General features: G+C 26.4%; 18 protein-coding genes. 17 read left to right on the forward strand and 1 reads right to left on the reverse strand.

Annotated features, from left to right (window positions below):
• Positions 1 to 3 precede the first annotated feature (3 nt).
• Positions 4 to 1,137, forward strand: a complete 1,134-nt coding sequence (gene neuC / locus ACIJYA_RS00685; RefSeq protein WP_435088569.1) for a UDP-N-acetylglucosamine 2-epimerase — start codon at positions 4 to 6, stop codon at positions 1,135 to 1,137.
• Positions 1,138 to 1,465: 328 nt separating this feature from the next.
• Here neuC and ACIJYA_RS00690 read toward each other — a convergent pair whose 3' ends face one another.
• Positions 1,466 to 2,368 carry a hypothetical protein gene (locus ACIJYA_RS00690; protein WP_435088570.1) on the reverse strand — a complete coding sequence of 301 codons (903 nt, stop codon included), beginning with the start codon at positions 2,366 to 2,368 and terminating at the stop codon, positions 1,466 to 1,468.
• Positions 2,369 to 2,460: 92 nt separating this feature from the next.
• Here ACIJYA_RS00690 and ACIJYA_RS00695 point away from each other — a divergent pair, with 92 nt between their 5' ends.
• From ACIJYA_RS00695 to ACIJYA_RS00770, 16 genes are all read left to right on the forward strand, one after another.
• Entirely contained in the window at positions 2,461 to 3,669 is a 1,209-nt protein-coding gene (locus ACIJYA_RS00695) for a TIGR04372 family glycosyltransferase (protein WP_435088571.1), read from the forward strand.
• A 186-nt stretch (positions 3,670 to 3,855) separates the two neighbouring features.
• Complete coding sequence (locus ACIJYA_RS00700; protein WP_435088572.1) at positions 3,856 to 4,629, forward strand: hypothetical protein; 774 nt, start codon at positions 3,856 to 3,858, stop codon at positions 4,627 to 4,629.
• A gap of 36 nt (positions 4,630 to 4,665) precedes the next feature.
• Entirely contained in the window at positions 4,666 to 5,898 is a 1,233-nt protein-coding gene (locus tag ACIJYA_RS00705; protein ID WP_435088573.1) for an O-antigen ligase family protein, read from the forward strand.
• Positions 5,899 to 5,911: 13 nt separating this feature from the next.
• Positions 5,912 to 7,192 carry a nucleotide sugar dehydrogenase gene (locus ACIJYA_RS00710; protein ID WP_435088574.1) on the forward strand — a complete coding sequence of 427 codons (1,281 nt, stop codon included), beginning with the start codon at positions 5,912 to 5,914 and terminating at the stop codon, positions 7,190 to 7,192.
• A gap of 2 nt (positions 7,193 to 7,194) precedes the next feature.
• Positions 7,195 to 8,247, forward strand: coding sequence for a GDP-mannose 4,6-dehydratase (gene gmd / locus ACIJYA_RS00715; RefSeq protein WP_435088575.1), 1,053 nt, complete (start codon positions 7,195 to 7,197; stop codon positions 8,245 to 8,247).
• Positions 8,240 to 9,199 carry a GDP-L-fucose synthase family protein gene (locus tag ACIJYA_RS00720; RefSeq protein ID WP_435088576.1) on the forward strand — a complete coding sequence of 320 codons (960 nt, stop codon included), beginning with the start codon at positions 8,240 to 8,242 and terminating at the stop codon, positions 9,197 to 9,199. Before gmd ends, ACIJYA_RS00720 begins: the two co-directional genes overlap by 8 nt.
• Positions 9,200 to 9,214: 15 nt before the next feature.
• The gene (locus tag ACIJYA_RS00725; protein ID WP_435088577.1) at positions 9,215 to 10,453 is read left to right on the forward strand and encodes a class I SAM-dependent methyltransferase; all 1,239 of its coding nucleotides are present in this window, start codon (positions 9,215 to 9,217) and stop codon (positions 10,451 to 10,453) included.
• A 32-nt stretch (positions 10,454 to 10,485) separates the two neighbouring features.
• Positions 10,486 to 11,508 (forward strand): hypothetical protein, encoded by a 1,023-nt coding sequence (locus tag ACIJYA_RS00730; RefSeq protein ID WP_435088578.1) that lies wholly within the window; start codon positions 10,486 to 10,488, stop codon positions 11,506 to 11,508.
• Positions 11,509 to 11,552: 44 nt separating this feature from the next.
• Positions 11,553 to 12,407 (forward strand): glycosyltransferase family 2 protein, encoded by an 855-nt coding sequence (locus ACIJYA_RS00735; protein WP_435088579.1) that lies wholly within the window; start codon positions 11,553 to 11,555, stop codon positions 12,405 to 12,407.
• 63 nt (positions 12,408 to 12,470) lie between these two features.
• Positions 12,471 to 14,270, forward strand: a complete 1,800-nt coding sequence (locus tag ACIJYA_RS00740) for an ABC transporter ATP-binding protein (protein WP_435088580.1) — start codon at positions 12,471 to 12,473, stop codon at positions 14,268 to 14,270.
• Positions 14,267 to 15,040, forward strand: coding sequence for a glucose-1-phosphate cytidylyltransferase (rfbF, locus tag ACIJYA_RS00745; protein ID WP_435088581.1), 774 nt, complete (start codon positions 14,267 to 14,269; stop codon positions 15,038 to 15,040). The genes ACIJYA_RS00740 and rfbF overlap by 4 nt, the downstream gene beginning before the upstream one ends.
• On the forward strand, positions 15,040 to 16,047 hold the full coding sequence (gene rfbG / locus ACIJYA_RS00750) for a CDP-glucose 4,6-dehydratase (protein WP_435088582.1): 1,008 nt from the start codon (positions 15,040 to 15,042) through the stop codon (positions 16,045 to 16,047). Before rfbF ends, rfbG begins: the two co-directional genes overlap by 1 nt.
• A 64-nt stretch (positions 16,048 to 16,111) precedes the next feature.
• Positions 16,112 to 16,663 (forward strand): dTDP-4-dehydrorhamnose 3,5-epimerase family protein, encoded by a 552-nt coding sequence (locus ACIJYA_RS00755; RefSeq protein WP_435088583.1) that lies wholly within the window; start codon positions 16,112 to 16,114, stop codon positions 16,661 to 16,663.
• A 4-nt stretch (positions 16,664 to 16,667) separates the two neighbouring features.
• A complete protein-coding gene (locus ACIJYA_RS00760; RefSeq protein WP_435088584.1) occupies positions 16,668 to 17,861 on the forward strand; it encodes a class I SAM-dependent methyltransferase in 1,194 nt (397 codons plus the stop codon).
• Positions 17,862 to 17,886: 25 nt separating this feature from the next.
• Positions 17,887 to 18,738 (forward strand): NAD-dependent epimerase/dehydratase family protein, encoded by an 852-nt coding sequence (locus tag ACIJYA_RS00765; RefSeq protein WP_435088585.1) that lies wholly within the window; start codon positions 17,887 to 17,889, stop codon positions 18,736 to 18,738.
• A 29-nt stretch (positions 18,739 to 18,767) separates the two neighbouring features.
• A complete protein-coding gene (locus ACIJYA_RS00770) occupies positions 18,768 to 19,862 on the forward strand; it encodes a TIGR00180 family glycosyltransferase (RefSeq protein ID WP_435088586.1) in 1,095 nt (364 codons plus the stop codon).
• The last annotated feature ends 104 nt before the right edge of the window (positions 19,863 to 19,966 follow it).

Genomic DNA, 19,966 nt, shown 5'->3' on the forward strand with positions numbered 1-19,966 from the left:
CAAATGATTAAAAAAATTAAGAAAATTGTTTTTTTGACAGGAACTAGAGCAGACTTTGGCAAACTAAAGCCTTTAATTTTAAAAATACAAAATGATAAAAACTTTAAATCTTTAATTTTTGTAACTGGCATGCATATGTTAAAAAAATATGGTGAAACACATTACGAAGTTAATAAAAGTAAAATTCATAACATTCAAAAATTCATAAATCAGAATTATTTAGATCGAATGGATACAATAATGTCAAAAACAATTTCTGGATTTTCTGATTATGTAAGAGAAGTTCAGCCAGATATGATTATAGTTCATGGTGATAGGGTGGAGGCTTTGGCTGCTGCAATAGTTGGAGCATTAAACAATATAAAAGTCGCTCATATTGAGGGAGGCGAGGTATCTGGAACTATAGATGAACTTATGAGGCATGCAATAACTAAAATGGCAAACATACACTTTGTTTCAAATAAGCAAGCTTACAAAAGATTAGTTCAGTTGGGTGAGCATAAAAATAAGATATACGATATAGGCTCACCAGACATTGACATAATGAAATCTAAAATTTTACCAAAATTTAATATTATGAGCAAACGTTACAAAATACCTTTTCCAGATTATGGTATTTTACTTTTTCATCCAGTTACGTCTGAAATAAATAATTTAAACAAACAATCAAAGATTTTAGTAGATGCAATATTAAAGAGTAATAGAAATTTAATAATTATTTATCCGAATAACGATCATGGTTCTGATCAAATTTTAAAAGAGTATGAGAAGTTTGAAAAAATTAAACGTTATCGGGTAATACCATCAATGAGATTTGAGTATTTTTTAACAGCGCTTAAGAATGCTCAATTTATTATAGGTAATTCTAGCGCCGGTATTAGAGAAGCTCCTCATTTTGGTGTCCCAACAATTAACGTTGGTTCTAGACAAAAAAATAGAGCTAAATGCAAAACTATTGTAAATATTAATTACAATATTAGCAATATTCTTAAATTATTAGCAAATGTTGAAAAGATAAAAAAAACTAAGACCAATTTATTTGGTTCAGGAAATAGTGCTAATAAATTTTATAAAATATTAAAAAATAGAAATATCTGGAAGGGTAATACTCAAAAACAATTTAAGGATTATAAATAAATAATTTAAGTTTTTTATTATTGAACATTTTTAAAAATACACTTACCAAAAAAAAGTAAAAATGTTTCTTTCTCAAGTGAAAAATGTCTTGATAGTTATATTAAATATAAAGATAAAATGATTGCATCAACAAAATTTATTTTGTTTTCAAAATCCTTGAAACTTTTTTCTGGTTTTTTCTATTTTATGTTTTTTTTACAAATTTAATATCTTTACCGTAATTTCTGGAATAGGATAAATTAATTTGAAATTAAAGATTTTTAAGAACAGGAATGTAAAAATCCGATATTGGAACTGAGCCTATGTGAGCTAATTTTAAATTTTTCATTTAAACAATTTGGTTGCATATGGATACTATATCTTTTGCATCATATATATTTAAATAATTAGACTTTTTATTTTTAATGAATTTTTTAAAATTATAATATTGATTTACAAATCCTGGCTTAAATTCACTTAAAAGATATTCATTTGTTTTTTTTGAAATACTTGGAGTATATATATTATTTTTTTTATATTTTTTTTTAATTAATTTATTAAAAATCAAAAGTTGTTCTATGGGATTTAATATTGCTCTAATATTATTTTTAGAATTTAATTCAATTGAGAAATTATCAGGTGAATTTAAATTTATGTGAATATAAATAGGTATTTTTTTTTTTGTGATAAAAATACAAAATATACTATTTTTTTTTTTTATTTTTTTTAATATTTTAATTTTTCCAAATAAATAATGTAATATAGAAAATATGTGGCATGAGTTAGTTATTATATTATTAACACTTGTTTCAGGACATTTTACAATAATATTATCTAAAAGCTTACATGGAAAATTTTTTTTCAAAATATTAAGATTTTCATAATATATTCTATTGTATCCAACAAAAATATTTTTTTTGAATTTTAAAAAATGTTTAAAGTGTTTTTCCTCTTTAAAAACAGGCTTTTCTACTAAAACTTTCAATTTATATTTAAGACATTGAGATAAAATCTTTTTATTATCTTCAATTTTACCAGCTATTAAAACACTAGATTTATTTAAATAGCAATCTTTCGTAAAAAGTTTCCAATCAAAAAAAATTTTTTTTATTTTAAATTTTTTAGCTAATATAAAAACATTTTTTGAATTTTTGTTTGAAGTACAGATCGAATTAATTTCAAAAGAATTTTTTTGTGCAGCCAGAATATGGTGATAAATTATTTGTGAGGATCCAAATACAGACAATTTCATTTTTTTATTTTAATTTTCATATTATCATGTAGTTTTATATAAATTAAATTTCAATAAAATATTGAATTAATTTTTAAAATTTGACTTAAATTATGTTTCCACAAAGAATAAGTAAATTTTTATACTTAGTTAAAATTTTTTCAATTTTTTTAATAGATTATAAATCTTATTTAGAGTTTATTAAGTTAATTAAATTTGTATTTTATCAAAACAAAAAAATTCAATATTATAAAGTCAGAGAACGATATGGCCAATTTGTTACGGGTCTATATATGGCCTTATCAACTTTCAAAAATAATTCTGTAATACTTTTTTTAAAAAAAGATATTATTTACCAAGGGTTTGATGAGGAATTTAAAAAAATTTTTGTAAATAAAAATTGTTTTTTTATTCAATCTGAATTTATTTATCAGATTGTTCGTTTTTATTTCAAAAATCCAAAATCAGAGAATTTTATTATTAATTACCATCCGACTGAAACTCTTAAAAATAGAGAAATGTTTAATTTTAATATTGAAAAATATTTAGAGTATAAAAATAATAATAAAGTTCATAAGTATTTAGAAAATAAATATCTAAAAAAAAATAATGTAAAAAAAATTATAGTTATTGCACTTAAAGAAAAAGCATATTATTCCTCATATAATAAAGCTTTTAAAAATTACATACAGCCAGAGTATGAGTTTGATGATTTTGAGAGACTACATAAAGTTGCAAAATATCTATGTAATAAGAATTATTTAGTAATTAGATCGGGTAGATATTTGAAAAAATCTACTTTTAAACACAAACTTTTTTTTGATTATGCGTCATCTAAAAAATTCAATAATATTAAAAACGATTTATACATTGCAAGTATTACTGATTATCTAATTGGTAATATGACTGGTTTTGATTCAGTTTGTTATTTATGGTTCAAAAAGAAGTTATTTTATTTTCAAATAAGATCTTATAAATTTATGCTTCATTTCCCAAATATTTTTTTCATTATGATGAATATTAGAAAAAAAGATGTTCTTTTGGATATCAATACTCAAATGAAATTAGAGTCATCATTGTGGAATACTCAGGATCAAAATGATTTATATAAAATTTTTAATAATAATGGTCTGGTAGTTTCAAATTATTCTTCAGATGAAATAATAAAAAGCTTAGATTTTTTTTTAAATATTGATTTAAAAAAAATAAATAATTCTTTTTTTTATGAAAAATTTTTAAAGTATTATTCAAAAGAATATAAAAAAATTGGTAAATATTTACCAGTGTATAAGGCAAATTTAATTAATTTTAATAAATATTAAAATTATAACAGTATCTTTGTTTTAAAAAAAAAGTATAAACATCGATATACTATTAATGATAATATAAATATTTAATGTTTTTATGAAAAAAAAAAAATTGAAAAATTTACTGAACTTGACTTATTTGATGTCTTTAGTTTTATACGGAGATATTTTCTTTTTTTTTTACTAGTTTGTGTAGTCAGCTTGAGTGCCTCAGTTGTTATTTATTTAAAATTAGAAAAAACATTTAGTTCTAAAATTGTGTTGAGGAGTCCTTCTGAAAATGATTTTTTTACAATGATGGTTTTAAATAACTCTAATATTCAATTTGTTAATGAATTTACAAACATGATGAAGTCGAAAGATAATATTGAAAATTACTTAAAGAAAAATAATTTATCTGATTTAGTCAACCAAATATCCATAACAACTAAATTAAGTCAAAATAAAGAATTAAAAGAAATAGGAAAAAAAAATAAACAGAAATATTATATTGGAAATCTAGTTTTTTTCATAGAATATCCAGAGCATGTTGATGGAGAATTTATCCTCAGTGATTATACCAAGGAGACCCAGTCTCTTGCAGTCAAAATTTTTGTAAATAAAAAAAAAAAATATTATCAAAACATGATTAAACAGCACAATCGTGCATTAGATATAGCCACTGAAATAGAAATGACTGAACCTCAACCTCTTGTAAAATCCTTGGTAGTGCGTAATTTAGTTATTTCTGAGCCAACAGCATTATTTTATAAAGGGACCAAAGTATTAAAACAAAAAATTTATCATCTAGAAGAAGACTTAAATTATATATCTAATTCAGAATTTGATTTTAAAATTATATTAGACAGACCATCAGATGGATCAGTGACAAATAATCATTTATATAAATATTTACTTAAAGGATTATTATTTGGAATATTATTAACGTTGTTAATTATTCCTATTTTTAGAATGAAAAAAAATTCATCTAATTAGTTTTTAAATTTATGCCATCAAATATAAAATTAATTAATGAAATCAATAACAAAATTAAATATTAAATATTTAAATTTAATAAGTATTATTTGTGCTTGTATAGTACCACTTTTGGTTGCTGGCTCATTTTTAGCAGATTTACACGTTAGCTTATTATCAATTTGGTTTTTATATTTTACATTTAAAAATAGGATTTTTTATATTTATAATAATACCTATTTTTATATTTTTATTGCTTTTTGTTTAATTTGTATTCTTTCATCTATTTTATCTGATGATATTTATTTAAGCTTAAAAAACTCATTATTTTATTTTAGAATTGGTATTTTTGCTCTTTTAATTTCATTTTTAATAGATCAAAATAGAAAAGTTTTAGATTATTTTTATTATTTTTTTTTTATTACTTTTTCTGTACTTATTATTGATGGGTACTATCAATATTTTACTGGAGTAAATCTTATTGGTTACGAATTACATGGTGTAAGAGTTTCATCTTTTTTTGGTGATGAACTGATTTTGGGATCTTATCTCTCAAGATTGTTTCCTTTATTCTTTGCATTATTTATTGCAAGAGATAAAAAAAATTCTCTAGAAGTATATAGTATTTCCTTTTTATTTATTCTTATAGATGTCTTAATTTTTCTTGCTGGTGAAAGGACTGCATTTGTATTGTTAAATTTGTCAACTATATTTATTATTATTTTTATATATCAATATAAGCTAATGCGTTTAGGAGTTTTTTTAATTTCTCTTATAGTCATTTCATTCTTTACTATGAATGATACTAACTTATACAATCGATATATAGAATCGCCTATACAAAGTATGGGAATAGATGGCTCAAAAAAACATATGTTCACAGCTGCTCATGATAGTCTCATAAGAGGAGCTTGGAGAATGTTTTTAGATAAACCGATTTTAGGTCATGGGCCTAAATTATTTAGAGTAAAGTGTAAAGATACTAAATATTTAAGTAATGAATTTAAGTGCCACCCACATCCACATAATTTTTACGCACAACTTCTTGCTGAAACAGGAATAATTGGATTTTTGTTTCTGGCAGGGTTATTTTTTTACTTTTGTTATATTATGATGAAACATATAGTTATTTATTTAAGATTTAAGTCAAGATGGCTAACAGATTATCAAATTTGTCTTCTTGCAGGTCTTTTAATAACTATATGGCCTCTTACTACAAGCGGTAGTTTTTTTACAAATAAACTTATGATATTTTATAGTTTGCAAATGGGGTTTTTTAAAAAATTATGATTACGTATTAATAATGACAATCGCTATAATTGGAGCTGGGTATGTTGGATTGCCACTTGCTATTGCATTTGCCAATCATCACTCTGTTGTATGTTATGATATTAATAAGAGTAGAATAAATGAACTCAAAAAAGGAATTGACACAAATAAACAACATTTAAAAAAGGAATTAATAAAAAACAGATTAACTTTTACTTGCAGACATGATAAAATAGAAAATAAAGATATCTATATTATAACTGTTCCAACACCAATAAATAATTTAAATCAACCTGACCTGAGTATGCTAAAACATGTAAGTTTGCTAGTTGGTAAGGTAATGCGACAAAACTCAATAATTATTTTTGAGTCCACGACATATCCAGGATGTACAGAGGAATTTTGTATCCCATTAATAGAAAAAACCTCAAAATTAAAGTATAAAAGAGACTTTGATGTTGCATACTCTCCAGAGAGAGTAAATCCAGGTGATGAAATAAATACTTTAAAAAGTATTACCAAAATTGTTGGTGCAAATAATTTAAAAACTCTTAAAAAAATTAAAAAATTTTATAATTCAATTTGTAAATCAATTTATACAGTGAATAGTATTAAAATTGCAGAGAGTGCTAAAGTAATTGAAAATATACAAAGAGATGTAAATATTGCACTTGTAAATGAGCTCGGTGTCCTATTTAATAAACTTGATATTCCTACAAATGAAGTATTAAAAGCAGCATCAACCAAATGGAATTTCCATTATTATAAACCAGGTTTAGTTGGCGGTCATTGTATAAGTGTAGATCCCTATTATCTTGCTTATAAAGCAAAACAAAAAAATTATTTACCAAAGCTTATTTTATCAGGTAGGAAAATTAATGAAAGTATGGGAAAATATGTTGCCAAACAAACTATAAAGTTATTATCTATTAATAAAAAAAAACTTTCAAATTCAAATGTTGCAATTTTGGGATTCTCTTTTAAAGATAATATACCTGATACTAGAAATACAAAAGTTATACAAATTGTTAATCATCTTCAAAAACAAAAAATTAAAGTAAAATTATTTGACACAATAGCATCAAGACATGAGATAAAAAAAAAATATAAAGTTGATCTTTATAATTTTAGTAATTTAAAAAAATTTAAATATGATGCGATTATTTTAGCTGTTTCTCATAAAGAATTTTTAAAAAACCTGAATTATTATGATAAATTTTATAAGAGTAAGCAAAACAAAATTTTTATTGATGTAAAAAATAATTATTCATCTTATAATTTAAATAAAAATAATTATAAATTCTTTCAATTATAAAAATGAAAAAAGCATTAATCACAGGAATAACAGGTCAAGATGGGTCATATCTTGCTGAGTTTTTACTAGAAAAAGGTTACGAGGTTCATGGAATAAAACGTCGAACTTCTCTTTTTAATACTCAACGTATTGATCATTTATATCAAGCACCACAAGAAATTGACTATTATTTTATATTGCACCATGGAGATATGACTGACTCAAGTTCTTTGATGCGTATCATTCAGGAAGTTCAGCCTGATGAAATATATAATCTTGCAGCCCAAAGTCATGTTGCTGTTTCATTTGAAGAGCCGGAATATACTGCAAATTCGGATGCATTAGGTACTTTAAGAATTTTAGAGGCAATTAGAATTCTTAAACTTGAAAATAAAACTAAATTTTATCAGGCCTCCACCTCAGAGATATTTGGTCTTACTCAAGAAATACCTCAAAACGAAAAAACACCTTTCTATCCAAGAAGCCCATATGGTGTTGCAAAGTTGTATGCATATTGGATTACAGTAAATTATAGAGAAGCCTATAATATTTATGCATGTAATGGTATTTTATTTAATCACGAGTCCCCTGTAAGAGGAGAGACATTTGTAACAAGAAAAATTACACGTGCATTAGCTCGTATTAAACTTGGATTACAGGATGTGCTTTATATGGGTAATCTAAATTCAAAACGTGATTGGGGACATGCTAAGGATTTTATTGAAGCACAATGGCTAATGTTACAGCAAGATAAACCAGAAGATTTTGTTATTGCAACTGGAAAACAATATTCTGTTAGAGATTTTATTAATTCAGTAGCTAATGAATTAGATTTAAAACTAGATTGGACAGGCCAAGGATTGAATGAGGTAGGTTTGTCGAATGGTAAAGAAATTATAAAAATTGATCCAAGATATTTTCGTCCTACCGATGTTGAAAATCTTTTGGGAGACTCAACTAAAGCTAAAAATAAACTAAATTGGAGTCCAAAAATTTCATTTAAAGAATTAGTAAAAGAAATGGTTGCAGAAGATTTAAAATCAGCTCAACAAGAAACATTCATAAAAAATGGATGATAGTAAAATTTATGTAGCAGGTCATCTTGGTATGGCTGGGTCTGCTATAATGAGAAATTTAAAAATTCAGCATAAAAATAACCTTATATATAGAAGTCATCAGGAGTTAGATTTAACAGATCAATCTGCAGTTCAAAATTTTTTTAAAATTGAAAAACCAGATCAAGTTTATATTGCAGCAGCAAAGACGGGAGGAATATTTGCAAGCACTAATTATCCGGCTGAATTTATTTATACAAACTTAATGATTGAAGCAAATATTATTCATTCTGCCTTTTTGAATGGAGTAAAAAAAATATTATTTCTTGGCTCAAGTTGTAGTTATCCAAAAAATGTTAAACAACCAATGTTGGAAACTGCATTATTAACAGGATCTTTAGATTATACTAATGAACCATATTCTATAGCAAAAATTGCAGGAATTAAAATTTGTGAAAGTTATAATCGTCAATATGGAAAAAGCCATGGAATAGATTATCGAAGTGTTATGCCAACTAGCCTTTATGGTCCTGGAGATAACTATGATTTAAAAAATAGTCATGTAATACCAGCCTTAATACGTCGTTTTCATGAAGCTAAAATTAAAAATGAGCCGAAAGTTGTTTTATGGGGTTCGGGTGAGCCAAGAAGAGAATTCTTGCACGTAGATGATATGGCGCGTGCATGTATAAAAGTTATGGAAGTTGATCATAATACTTATAATAACAATACATATGAAACATGTAGTCATATAAATGTAGGAACTGGAATTGATATTACGATTAAAGGTTTAGCTGAAAAAATAAAAAAAATTATTGAATATACTGGCACCATCGAATTTGATACAAATAAGCCTGATGGAGTTGCTAGAAAACTTATAGATAATCAGCGAATTAAAAAACTTGGCTGGTCTCCATTAGTAAATTTAGAAGATGGACTCTTAAAAACTTATCAAGATTTTAAAAAATTATAAGAGAAAATAATATTTATGATAAAATCAATCAAAGCCTGTAGAATTTGTAAAAACACTAATTTAGTTAAAGTTCTTGATTTAGGTGATCAATATTTGACAGGAGTATTTCCAAAATCGGTAAATCAAAAAATTTCTTGTGGATCACTTCAACTTTTAAAATGTCATGACGACTCCTTAAGTCAAAATGTTTGTGGATTATTGCAAATTGCTCATGATTTTGATCTGAATGAAATGTATGGGGATAATTATGGTTATCGATCTGGTTTAAACCCAAGCATGGTTTTACATTTAAATGAAAAAGTAAAACAAATTTTAAAAATTATATCATTATCAGATGGTGATTTGGTAGTTGATATTGGAAGCAATGACAGTACAACATTACAAGCATACCCTAATCATAAATGTGAATTAGTAGGTATTGATCCTACAGGAAAAAAATTTAGTAAATTTTATCCCCCACACATTAAATTAATTCCGGATTTTTTTTCATTTAAAAAATTCAACGAATACCTGGGCAAAAAAAAAGCAAAAGTTATCACTTCTTTCTCAATGTTATATGACCTTGATAAACCTTTAGAATTTATGGAAGAAGTTAGTAAAATTTTAGCAAAAGATGGTATTTGGATATTTGAACAAAGTTATATGCCAACCATGCTTGAACGCAATTCTTACGATACAGTTTGTCATGAACATAAAGAATATTATGGGTTAAACCAAATAAAGTGGATGACTGATAAAGTTGGATTTAAGATAATTAATGTTGAGTTTAACGAAATAAACGGAGGAAGCTTTTCAGTAACTGTCGCTCATTCATCAAGTAAATATCCAGTTAGTTCATCATTACAAAAATTACTTGATGATGAATTAAAAAAATCTCTGGATAATCTAGATCCATATTTAAACTTTGCAAACAGAGTAAAAAATCTTCGTTCTGATTTTAAAAATTTTCTAAATAATGCTCTAGGGGAAGGTAAAACTGTAGGAGCATTAGGAGCATCTACAAAAGGAAATGTAATTCTTCAATACTGTGGAATAACTAACAAAGAAATTTTATTTGTGGGGGAGGTAAATTCAGATAAATTTAATTGTTTTACACCTGGAACTTTACTACCAATTATTTCTGAAAAGCTTGCATTAGAAAAAAACCCTGATTATTTAATTGTTTTGCCATGGCATTTTAAAGATTTTTTTATGACTAATAAAAAATTTCAAAAGTCAAAATTAATTTTTCCTTTACCAACTTTGGGGTCTTAAACAGTAGATTTGTTTCATAAAGTAAGTTTATTATGGCAAAAAAAAAATTAATCTTTTATCAATCAATTGCAGAAATTTCAGAAATTATTGAAATATTAAAAAAATCACCTTACGGTACATATTTTATTATTGTTACTGGAGGAAAAGTACTTACTAATCTTTTAGAAAAGATAAAATTAAAAAAAGATTTTGGAGTTAAAATCTATGAGTTTCAAGCTCTTAGGTTAAAAAATCCTATAAATATATTGAAAATGTATTTTAGATTTAATCATAGTAGAGATGCTAAAAAAATATTAAGTTTTAGGTATCAAGATGTTATTTTTTTTAATTATAGCTATGATTTTGTAGCTCCAATTTTTCTAAGTAAAATAAATTCTAAAAAAATATCTTTTGTTAATTTTTATCAAAGAAAATTTACAAATGGTAAACCTAAATTAAAAGAAATAATTCAAAAATTTATTATAAAAATTTTACACAAAAATATTAATGTAAAAATGTTATATGATAAAAAGTATGAACAAATATTTTTTTTCCCAAGAGATAAGAAAATAAAAGAAATTTCAAAAACAAATAAAATGCCAAAACCTATTTTTGATTTACCTATACCGAGAAATAATAAAAAAAAGAATATTATTTACTTTGATGCATTTGAAGAGAGAATTTATGGCACATCATTTAAACATACATTATTAAAAATTTTTGAATTAGCAGATAAAGCTGATTTAAATATAATAATAAAAAAACATCCTGTATCTAATTTAAGTGAATGTGTAAATTATTCAAAAAAATGGAGCTATATTTTGGAACCATTTCCAATTGAACTTTATAAATTAAGAAAAGTTGAATATGTTTTTGGTTTATCGAGTTTAAGTCTTTCTAAAATTAGTGAAAAATATCCAAAAATTAAAGTTTTTTCTTTTTTAAATTTATTGAAAGTTGATAAAAATACCTTGCATATGAGAAAATATTTACAAAAAATGATGAAATCAGGCATTATTTACTACCCAAATAATTTTAATCAAATAAAAGAAATATTTACAATTAAAGTAAAGTAAGAAATAGATAATTTCATAAAAAAAAAATTATTAGTAATTTATTTATGATACACGTTGTAGTAGCTGTTCATAACAGGTTAAATTTAACCCTAAACTGTCTTGCTTCTTTAAAAAAACAAAAAAATTTTCAAAAATTAAATATAATTGTTGTAGATGATGGTTCTACAGATGGTACTAGTGAATATTTGAAAAAAAATTTTCCAAATATCACAATATTATATGGATCAGGCTCATTATTTTCAGCAGGATGTTTTCACCTTGGAATAGAATATATTTTAAAAATATGTAATCCAGAGGATTGGATCCTTTTAGTTAGTAACGACTCTGAAGTATCACCTACGGCTGTAATTGAATTATTAAATTTTTCTATGTCTAAAAACAGAAAAGTATTAGCAGGAGCTCTGACGGTAAGTTTGGAAGATGGCCAAACAATTATAAGGTCTGGAACAATTGTTAAAAGTTGGTTTTTAAATATTACCAAACATGCCTTTGAAGGCATGAAATTAAAAAATATTACTAATAAAAAACCCATAGAAGTTGATTTTCTTCCAGGACGTTGCTTACTCCACCCTGTTGAAATGTTTAGTGTGACTGGAAATTATGACTCAATAAGATTTAAGCATTATGGAAATGATGAAGAATTTGCAATGAGGTCAAAAAAGTTTGGATATCCCTCTTTTATATGCCCTTCAAGCATTACTTATGTTAAGCTAAATGAGGAGATTGTACCTGCTAAAATAAGTTTTAAATATTTCTTTCATACATTTTTTAGTATGAGATCAAGTTCGAATATAATTGATAAATTTAAATTATCAATTAAGGTAGTTCCTAGTTATGCTAAAATAACCTATTTTTTAATTGGAGTTCTTAAATCATTATACTTTTTTATAAGAAGATAATTTTTTAAATTAAAATTAATATAGGTAGAAATTTAAATTAGAATTAATATCTTATAGAATAATTTGAATACTTTAAAAAAAATATTAAATTTATTAAATCCCTCTGAAAAAAAAAGAGCTGCTTCATTATTACTTTTAATCTTTGCTACGGCACTTCTTGATATGATGGGTGTAGCTTCAATTTTACCTTTTATTGCTGTATTAACAAATCCTGAGTTGATTGAAACCAATATGCTGCTTTCTTATCTTTATCAATTAACAACTAATTTAGGTGTTGATAATTTGAATGAATTTCTCTTTGTTCTAGGTGTAAGTGTATTCATATTACTCATTATTTCACTTTCATTTCGTGCAATCACTACTTATGGGCAAATGCATTTTACCTTAATGCAGGAATATATAATCGGAAGACACTTAGTTGAAGGATACTTGCATCAACCCTATGCATGGTTTTTAAATAAACATAGTGCCGATCTTGGAAAAAACATTTTGTCAGATGTTAAAGAAGTTATTGATAAAACAATTTTATCTATACTTAACGTAATTGTACATGGTGCAACAATAATTGCATTATTAACACTACTACTTATAGTCGATTTAGGGTTGGCGCTCAATGTTGGTTTAGTTTTAGGTACAACATATGGGTTGATTTTTTTTTTATTAAAAAACCTTCTTTCAAGAATTGGTTTAGAGCGAGCAAAAGTAAATACTGACCGCTTCACAACAGTATCAGAAGCTTTTTCAGCTGCTAAAGAAGTTAAAGTTAGAGGATTAGAAAATGAATTTATAAATCGTTTTTCAAAATCTGCAAAGATTTATGCTAAAAATCAATCTTTGGCAGCTGTAGTTTCTCAATTACCAAGATATTTTATCGAAGCTATTGCCTTTGGAGGTATGATAATTTTGGTACTAGTTTTGATGGCTTCAGGTGATACTTTTGTTAATATTCTTCCAATTTTAGCACTTTATGCTTTTGCTGGATATAGGTTAATTCCATCATTGCAGATAATATATGGGGCTTTTATTTTAATGCGATTTATTGGACCTACGTTGGACTCGTTACATAAAGATTTAGTAAATTTACAGTCTTATGAAAAAAAAGTTCAAGAAACATCAGTTTTGCCATTTACTAAATCTATTGTTTTAAATAATATTAATTTTAACTACTCAAATTCAGATAAACCAGCCTTAAAAAAAATTAATCTTACTATTCCAGTAAATAGTAAAGTAGGTATTGTGGGATCTACTGGAAGTGGAAAAACTACATTAGTAGATATAATACTAGGTTTGCTTGATACTAGTGAAGGAACGGTCAAAGTAGATAATAATCCTATTACACATTTAAATAAAAGATCTTGGCAAAAAAATATTGGTTATGTGCCCCAGCAAATTTATCTAAGCGATGCAAGTGTTGCAGAAAATATAGCATTTGGAGTAAATGAAAAAAATATCGATCTAAAATCAGTAGAGAGAGCATCAAAAATTGCAAATCTTCACGATTTTGTAATTAATGAAATGCTTGAAGGATATAATTCAAAAGTTGGAGAAAGAGGTGTAAGGTTGTCTGGTGGTCAGAGGCAAAGAATTGGAATTGCGAGAGCACTTTACCACAATCCAAAATTACTAATACTCGATGAGTCTACTAGTGCACTGGATAGCATAACGGAACAAGCAGTAATGGATGCAATGCATAATTTGGGAGATAAGATTACAATTATTCTTATTGCACATCGTTTGAGTACTGTTAAGAATTGTGATAATATTTTTGTATTAGATCAGGGTAAATTGCAAGCAGAAGGTAGATATAATGAGCTCAATAAATCTAATCAAATATTTAAGGAAATGTCAGGAGCAATTTTATGAAAGCGGTAATACTGGCGGGAGGTTTAGGAAGTCGACTATCTGAAGAAACAGAAAATAAACCAAAGCCAATGGTAGAGATTGGTGGAAAACCAATTCTTTGGCATATTATGAAAATTTATTCAGCACATGGTGTTAATGATTTTATAATTTGTTGTGGGTATAAAGGGTATGTAATCAAAGAATATTTCAAAAATTATTTTCTTCACATGTCAGATGTAACTTTTTCAATGGAGAATAATGATATGAAGGTTCATCATAATAATGCAGAACCATGGAAAGTAACATTAGTTGATACTGGAGAAAATACTATGACTGGTGGACGTCTGAAGAGGGTATATAGTTATATCAAGAATGAAGATGCATTTTGTTTCACTTATGGAGATGGAGTTGGAAATATTAATATTTCAGAAACCATTACTTTTCACAAAAAAAATAATAAATTAGCAACTGTTACTGCTACACGTCCTCAAGCTAGATATGGTGCTTTACAGTTTGGCACCAATCAACAAGTGCATAATTTTGAGGAAAAACCAGATGGTGACGGTAGTTGGATTAATGGTGGGTTTTTTATTCTTAATCCAAGTATTGTAGAGCACATAAAGGATGACCAAACAACTTGGGAAAAAGAACCACTCACAAGTCTTGCAAAAGATGGAGAGCTTTTTGCTTATAAACACCAAGGTTTTTGGATGCCAATGGACACCTTAAGAGATAAAATAATGTTAAATAAATTATGGAATAGTGACAAGGCTCCTTGGAAAATCTGGTAATGAATTTTGATTTTTGGAAAAATCGAAAAGTTTTTCTTACTGGTCACACAGGTTTTAAAGGTGGTTGGACAGCTTTATGGTTGTCAAAATTAGGATCAAAGGTCTACGGTTACTCTCTTTCACCAACTACCATACCTAATTTTTTTTCAGATACAAAAATAGAAAGCTGTTTATCCAAATCAACAATTGGAAATATTCTTGATTTTAGAAAACTTTCAACAGCAATGGAAAATTCAAAACCTTCAGTTGTCATACATATGGCTGCTCAACCAATAGTAAGAGAGTCTTATAGAAACCCAATGGAAACTTTTAAAATAAATACAATTGGTACGGCAAACGTTCTAGAGGCTGCAAGAAAAATAAGTTCTATTGAGGCCATTATTAACATAACTACAGACAAAGTTTATGAAAATAAGGAATGGGATAGAGCTTATACGGAAACAGATCGTCTTGGCGGTCATGACCCTTATTCAAGTAGTAAAGCTTGTGCTGAATTAATTACAACAGCCTATCGAAAATCTTTTTTTTATAATACCGATATTAAGCTAAGTAGTGTGAGAGCTGGTAATGTAATAGGAGGAGGTGATTGGGCTGCAGATAGGCTTATTCCTGATTTCTTTAGAGCAATAGATAAAAATCAAACTTTAAGAATACGCTCTCCTAATGCTATTCGTCCTTGGCAACATGTTCTTGATCCAATTTGTGGTTATCTTATGTTAGCTGAAAAATTATCAACACAAGGTTCTGAATACGAACATGCATGGAATTTTGGACCAGAAAAAAATGATAGTAAAACTGTTGCTTGGATTATAGATTATCTTTCTTCTAATGTTAGAGAGTATAATTTTGAACTAGAAGATATTGCACAACCTCATGAGACAAAATTATTAAAACTTGATAGTTCAAAAGCTAAAAAGCAACTAGGTTGGAAAACTTTATGGAATGTTGAAGTTTCATTAGACAAAACTATCGAATGGTATCAAGCATTGCGTAAAAAAAAAATATGATGAAAGTCTCTTTAGATCAAATCAACACTTATGAAGAACAATTAAAAATTAAATAACTTGAAATATGAAATTTTTAGAAACAAAACTTAAAAAAAACTACCTTATTCAACATGATAATTTTGAAGACAAACGTGGTTCATTCAAAAGAGTTTTTTGTCAAAAAAATTTTCAACATTTAATTCAAAATAAAACAATTTGTCAAATTAACCATACATTTACAAAAAAAGCAGGAACTGTTCGTGGATTACATTTTCAACACCCTCCATTTTCAGAAATAAAAATAATTTCTTGTCTCAAAGGTAAAGTATGGGATGTTGCTGTAGATTTAAGAAAAGACTCGCCAACTTTTTTACAGCATCACTCTGTCATATTATCAGAAAATTCTTTTCAAAGCTTTCTTATTCCAGAGGGATTTGCTCATGGATTTCAAACTCTTACACATAATAGTGAGATGCTTTATTTTCATACTGCAGATTATAATATTGATGCAGAACATGCACTCAATGCTTTAGACCCAGTTCTTGCAATTCAGTGGCCAAAAGCCATAACTGAGCAATCTGACCGAGATAAAAATATCATTAATTTAGATAAAAATTTTTCAGGAATTTCTTTATAATATAATGAACTGTCGCCATTGTAAAAAAACTTTAAAACATATTTTTTTAGATCTAGGTTTTGCGCCACCATCTAATGCATATTTAAATAAAAATGATCTCAAAAAACAAGAGATCTATTTTCCATTAAAGGTATATGTTTGCAAATATTGTTGGTTGGTACAGACAGAAGATTATACAAATGCTGAAGCATTATTTACCTCAGATTATGCATATTTTTCTAGCACATCAACAGGTTGGCTCAATCATGCTAAGAATTATGCAGATAAAATTATAAAAGAATTAAGTCTCGATAAAGATAGCCTTGTTATAGAAATTGCATCGAATGATGGATATTTATTAAAAAATTTTTTAGTTAAAAATATTCCTTGCTTAGGTATAGAGCCGACCGCAAGTACAGCAAAAGTTGCAGAAAAATTAGGTATTCCAGTGCTGCGTAGTTTTTTTGGAAAAAATTTATCAAGACAATTGGCTTATAAAGGAAAGAAAGCTGATTTAATTATTGGTAATAATGTCTATGCACATGTTCCTGATATTAATGATTTTACCAAAGGTCTAAAAGAAATTCTAAAATCAAAAGGAACTATTACTATAGAGTTCCCCCATATTATGCGAATGATAGAAGGGGCGCAGTTTGATACTATTTACCATGAACATTTCTCATATTTATCACTTCATACGGTAAATAGGATATTTAAAAAATCAGGTTTACGAATATATAATGTAGAGGAATTACCGACACATGGTGGTAGTTTGCGTATTTATGGGTGTCATAATAATGATACTCGTAAAACTGAAAAATTAGTAGAAAGGATATTAAAAGAAGAAAAAAAACAAGGTTTGCAGAAATTAACTACCTATTTGAATTTTAAACCACGTGCAGAAAAGATCAAAAATGATTTAGTGGAATTTCTGATTAAACAAAAAAATAAAAATAAAAAAGTAGTTGCTTATGGAGCTGCAGCAAAAGGAAATACCTTATTAAATTATGCAGGAATAAAAAAAGATTTAATATCTTGTGTGTACGATGCAGCTAAAGCAAAGCAGGGACGATTTATGCCTGGTAGTCACATTCCAATATTGCCACCTAATCAACTTTACAGATCTAGAGCTGATTATATTTTGATTTTACCATGGAATATTGCATCAGAAATAATAAAAAAGAATATTATTAAAAAAAAAATAAAACAAAATTTGTAATTATAGTCCCTAAATTAAAGATTTTATGAAACAGGTTCTTATAACAGGTGTTACAGGTTTTGTGGGTAGGCAAGTTCTTCATTTTTTAAATGATACAAATTTAGAATTAACAATTGTTGTTAGATCTGGAAAAGAAAAACAGTTTGATAAATTTAAAAATATTAAAAGAGTAATTACTACAAATGATCTTTTTTCAGAAAGTGTAGATTGGTGGACAGAACAGTGTCAGGATATTGATATAATAGTTCATCTTGCGTGGTATACAGAGCCTTTAAAATACCAAAAATCACCTAAGAACTTAGAATGTTTAATTGGATCCTTAAATCTTGCAAAAGGTGCGATTAAAGCAGGTATAAAAAAAATTGTAGGAGTAGGCACTTGTTTTGAATATGATTTATCAGCAGGGACTATTACAGTGGATACTCCCCTTAAACCAACAACCCCATATTCAGATGCAAAAACAGCTCTTTACGTTTCTCTTTCACATATACTTTCCAATTTTAATATTGAATTTAGTTGGTGTCGTCTATTTTATCTTTATGGAGAGGGAGAAGACCCTCGTAGACTGGTACCTTATTTGCATTCTAAATTACAAAATGATGAAATTGCAAAACTTACCCACGGAAACCAAGTTCGTGATTATTTAGATGTTTATGATGCTTCTAAAATGATTGTAGATGTAATTTTAAGTGATCAAAATGGAGCTTTTAATATATGTTCAGGAATTCCAATAACAGTTCGTCAACTAGCAGAAAAAATTGCAGATGAATATGGAAAAAGGCATTTACTTAAATTTGGAGCTTTACCAGATAATCCTTTTGATCCACCATATATACTTGGAGTATCAAATTTATATTTACAAAATATAAAAAGATAATTATAAAATTTTATCAGAAAAAAAATTAGATGAATAATTCTTTTTTTCCTTTGTTAGAAAAATTAACCATCATAATACCAACTTATAAAAGACAAATATTTGCAATCAGGTGCATGCAATATTGGTCAGGAAAAAAAATATCAATTATAATTTTAGATGGTAGTAAATTTAGTGTAGATGTTAAAATTTTAAATAAGTTTGAAAAAAATATAACTTATTATCACAATCCTATTGGTTATTATGAAAGAATTCTTTCAGCAATCAATTTAATTAAAACTGACTATGTATTATTGGGATGTGATGACGATTTCTATATTCCCTCAGCTTTGAACACTTGTATAAAAAAAATGGAGGATAAATCTGAGATTATTTCTTGCTGCGGTCGAGTTTTAGGATTTGATTATAAAAACAACCTAGTTTATGGAAATGATATTTATCCTCGTTTAAATGAACAAAATAATAATCTGGACACTAATCCTAACGATAGAATAAAAAAACATTTTTTAAATTATGAACAATCTCATACATATGCTATTACAAGATCAAATATTTGGAAAATAGCTGCACAAACTATTTTTTCTAAAGAATACTCATGTTATTCAATGCACGAATTACAATTTGAGTTTCTTCTTAATTATGCTGGTAAATCTACTATAATACCTGAGTTGATGTGGCTACGATCAGATGAAAATCAGCCAATACGAGACATGAGTCCAAGTCTTAAGCGATCAAATACAATATGGAGTTGGTGGTATGAAAAAAAATTTAACGATGAAAGAAAGAATTTTATTATAAGAATGAATAATGCATGTTTAAAAATTGATAAATTAGATAACATCAACAATACACCAGACATTATAAGTGGAATTAATTATTATCTTGAATTTTATAAAAAACAAAAAGATGGACTATTTTATTTATTAATCATCAAAATTTTAAGATTATTGCCAAAATTTTTAAAAAACAGTATTAAAAAATTTCTAAAAATTTTTTCATATAAAATTAAAAAAAAAACGTTATTAAGTGAATCGGCTGAAATATTTGAATTAGCCGGTGTAAAAGTAGATTTTGTAGAGCTTAAAATTATAAATGAATATATTTGTTCTTTTCACAAAAAAAATTAAAAAATGTAAATTTTAATTTATAATTTGATTATTTTAACTTTAAACAGTGTTCTTAAATATTTTATTTACTTTATATTTTATTCAAAGCACTTTATAATTAATAC

The sequence above is a fragment of the Candidatus Pelagibacter bacterium nBUS_29 genome (assembly GCF_051200905.1).
In the GTDB taxonomy this organism is placed as follows: Bacteria; Pseudomonadota; Alphaproteobacteria; order Pelagibacterales; family Pelagibacteraceae; genus Pelagibacter.

Excerpts from the sequence above, each read along its gene's own strand:
- neuC (WP_435088569.1), top strand. The coding sequence starts at position 4 with ATGATTAAAAAAATTAAGAAAATTGTTTTTTTGACAGGAACTAGAGCA.
- ACIJYA_RS00690 (WP_435088570.1), bottom strand. The coding sequence starts at position 2,368 with ATGAAATTGTCTGTATTTGGATCCTCACAAATAATTTATCACCATATT.
- ACIJYA_RS00695 (WP_435088571.1), top strand. The coding sequence starts at position 2,461 with ATGTTTCCACAAAGAATAAGTAAATTTTTATACTTAGTTAAAATTTTT.
- ACIJYA_RS00705 (WP_435088573.1), top strand. The coding sequence starts at position 4,666 with ATGAAATCAATAACAAAATTAAATATTAAATATTTAAATTTAATAAGT.
- ACIJYA_RS00710 (WP_435088574.1), top strand. The coding sequence starts at position 5,912 with ATGACAATCGCTATAATTGGAGCTGGGTATGTTGGATTGCCACTTGCT.
- gmd (WP_435088575.1), top strand. The coding sequence starts at position 7,195 with ATGAAAAAAGCATTAATCACAGGAATAACAGGTCAAGATGGGTCATAT.
- ACIJYA_RS00720 (WP_435088576.1), top strand. The coding sequence starts at position 8,240 with ATGGATGATAGTAAAATTTATGTAGCAGGTCATCTTGGTATGGCTGGG.
- ACIJYA_RS00725 (WP_435088577.1), top strand. The coding sequence starts at position 9,215 with ATGATAAAATCAATCAAAGCCTGTAGAATTTGTAAAAACACTAATTTA.
- ACIJYA_RS00730 (WP_435088578.1), top strand. The coding sequence starts at position 10,486 with ATGGCAAAAAAAAAATTAATCTTTTATCAATCAATTGCAGAAATTTCA.
- ACIJYA_RS00735 (WP_435088579.1), top strand. The coding sequence starts at position 11,553 with ATGATACACGTTGTAGTAGCTGTTCATAACAGGTTAAATTTAACCCTA.
- rfbF (WP_435088581.1), top strand. The coding sequence starts at position 14,267 with ATGAAAGCGGTAATACTGGCGGGAGGTTTAGGAAGTCGACTATCTGAA.
- rfbG (WP_435088582.1), top strand. The coding sequence starts at position 15,040 with ATGAATTTTGATTTTTGGAAAAATCGAAAAGTTTTTCTTACTGGTCAC.
- ACIJYA_RS00755 (WP_435088583.1), top strand. The coding sequence starts at position 16,112 with ATGAAATTTTTAGAAACAAAACTTAAAAAAAACTACCTTATTCAACAT.
- ACIJYA_RS00760 (WP_435088584.1), top strand. The coding sequence starts at position 16,668 with ATGAACTGTCGCCATTGTAAAAAAACTTTAAAACATATTTTTTTAGAT.
- ACIJYA_RS00765 (WP_435088585.1), top strand. The coding sequence starts at position 17,887 with ATGAAACAGGTTCTTATAACAGGTGTTACAGGTTTTGTGGGTAGGCAA.
- ACIJYA_RS00770 (WP_435088586.1), top strand. The coding sequence starts at position 18,768 with ATGAATAATTCTTTTTTTCCTTTGTTAGAAAAATTAACCATCATAATA.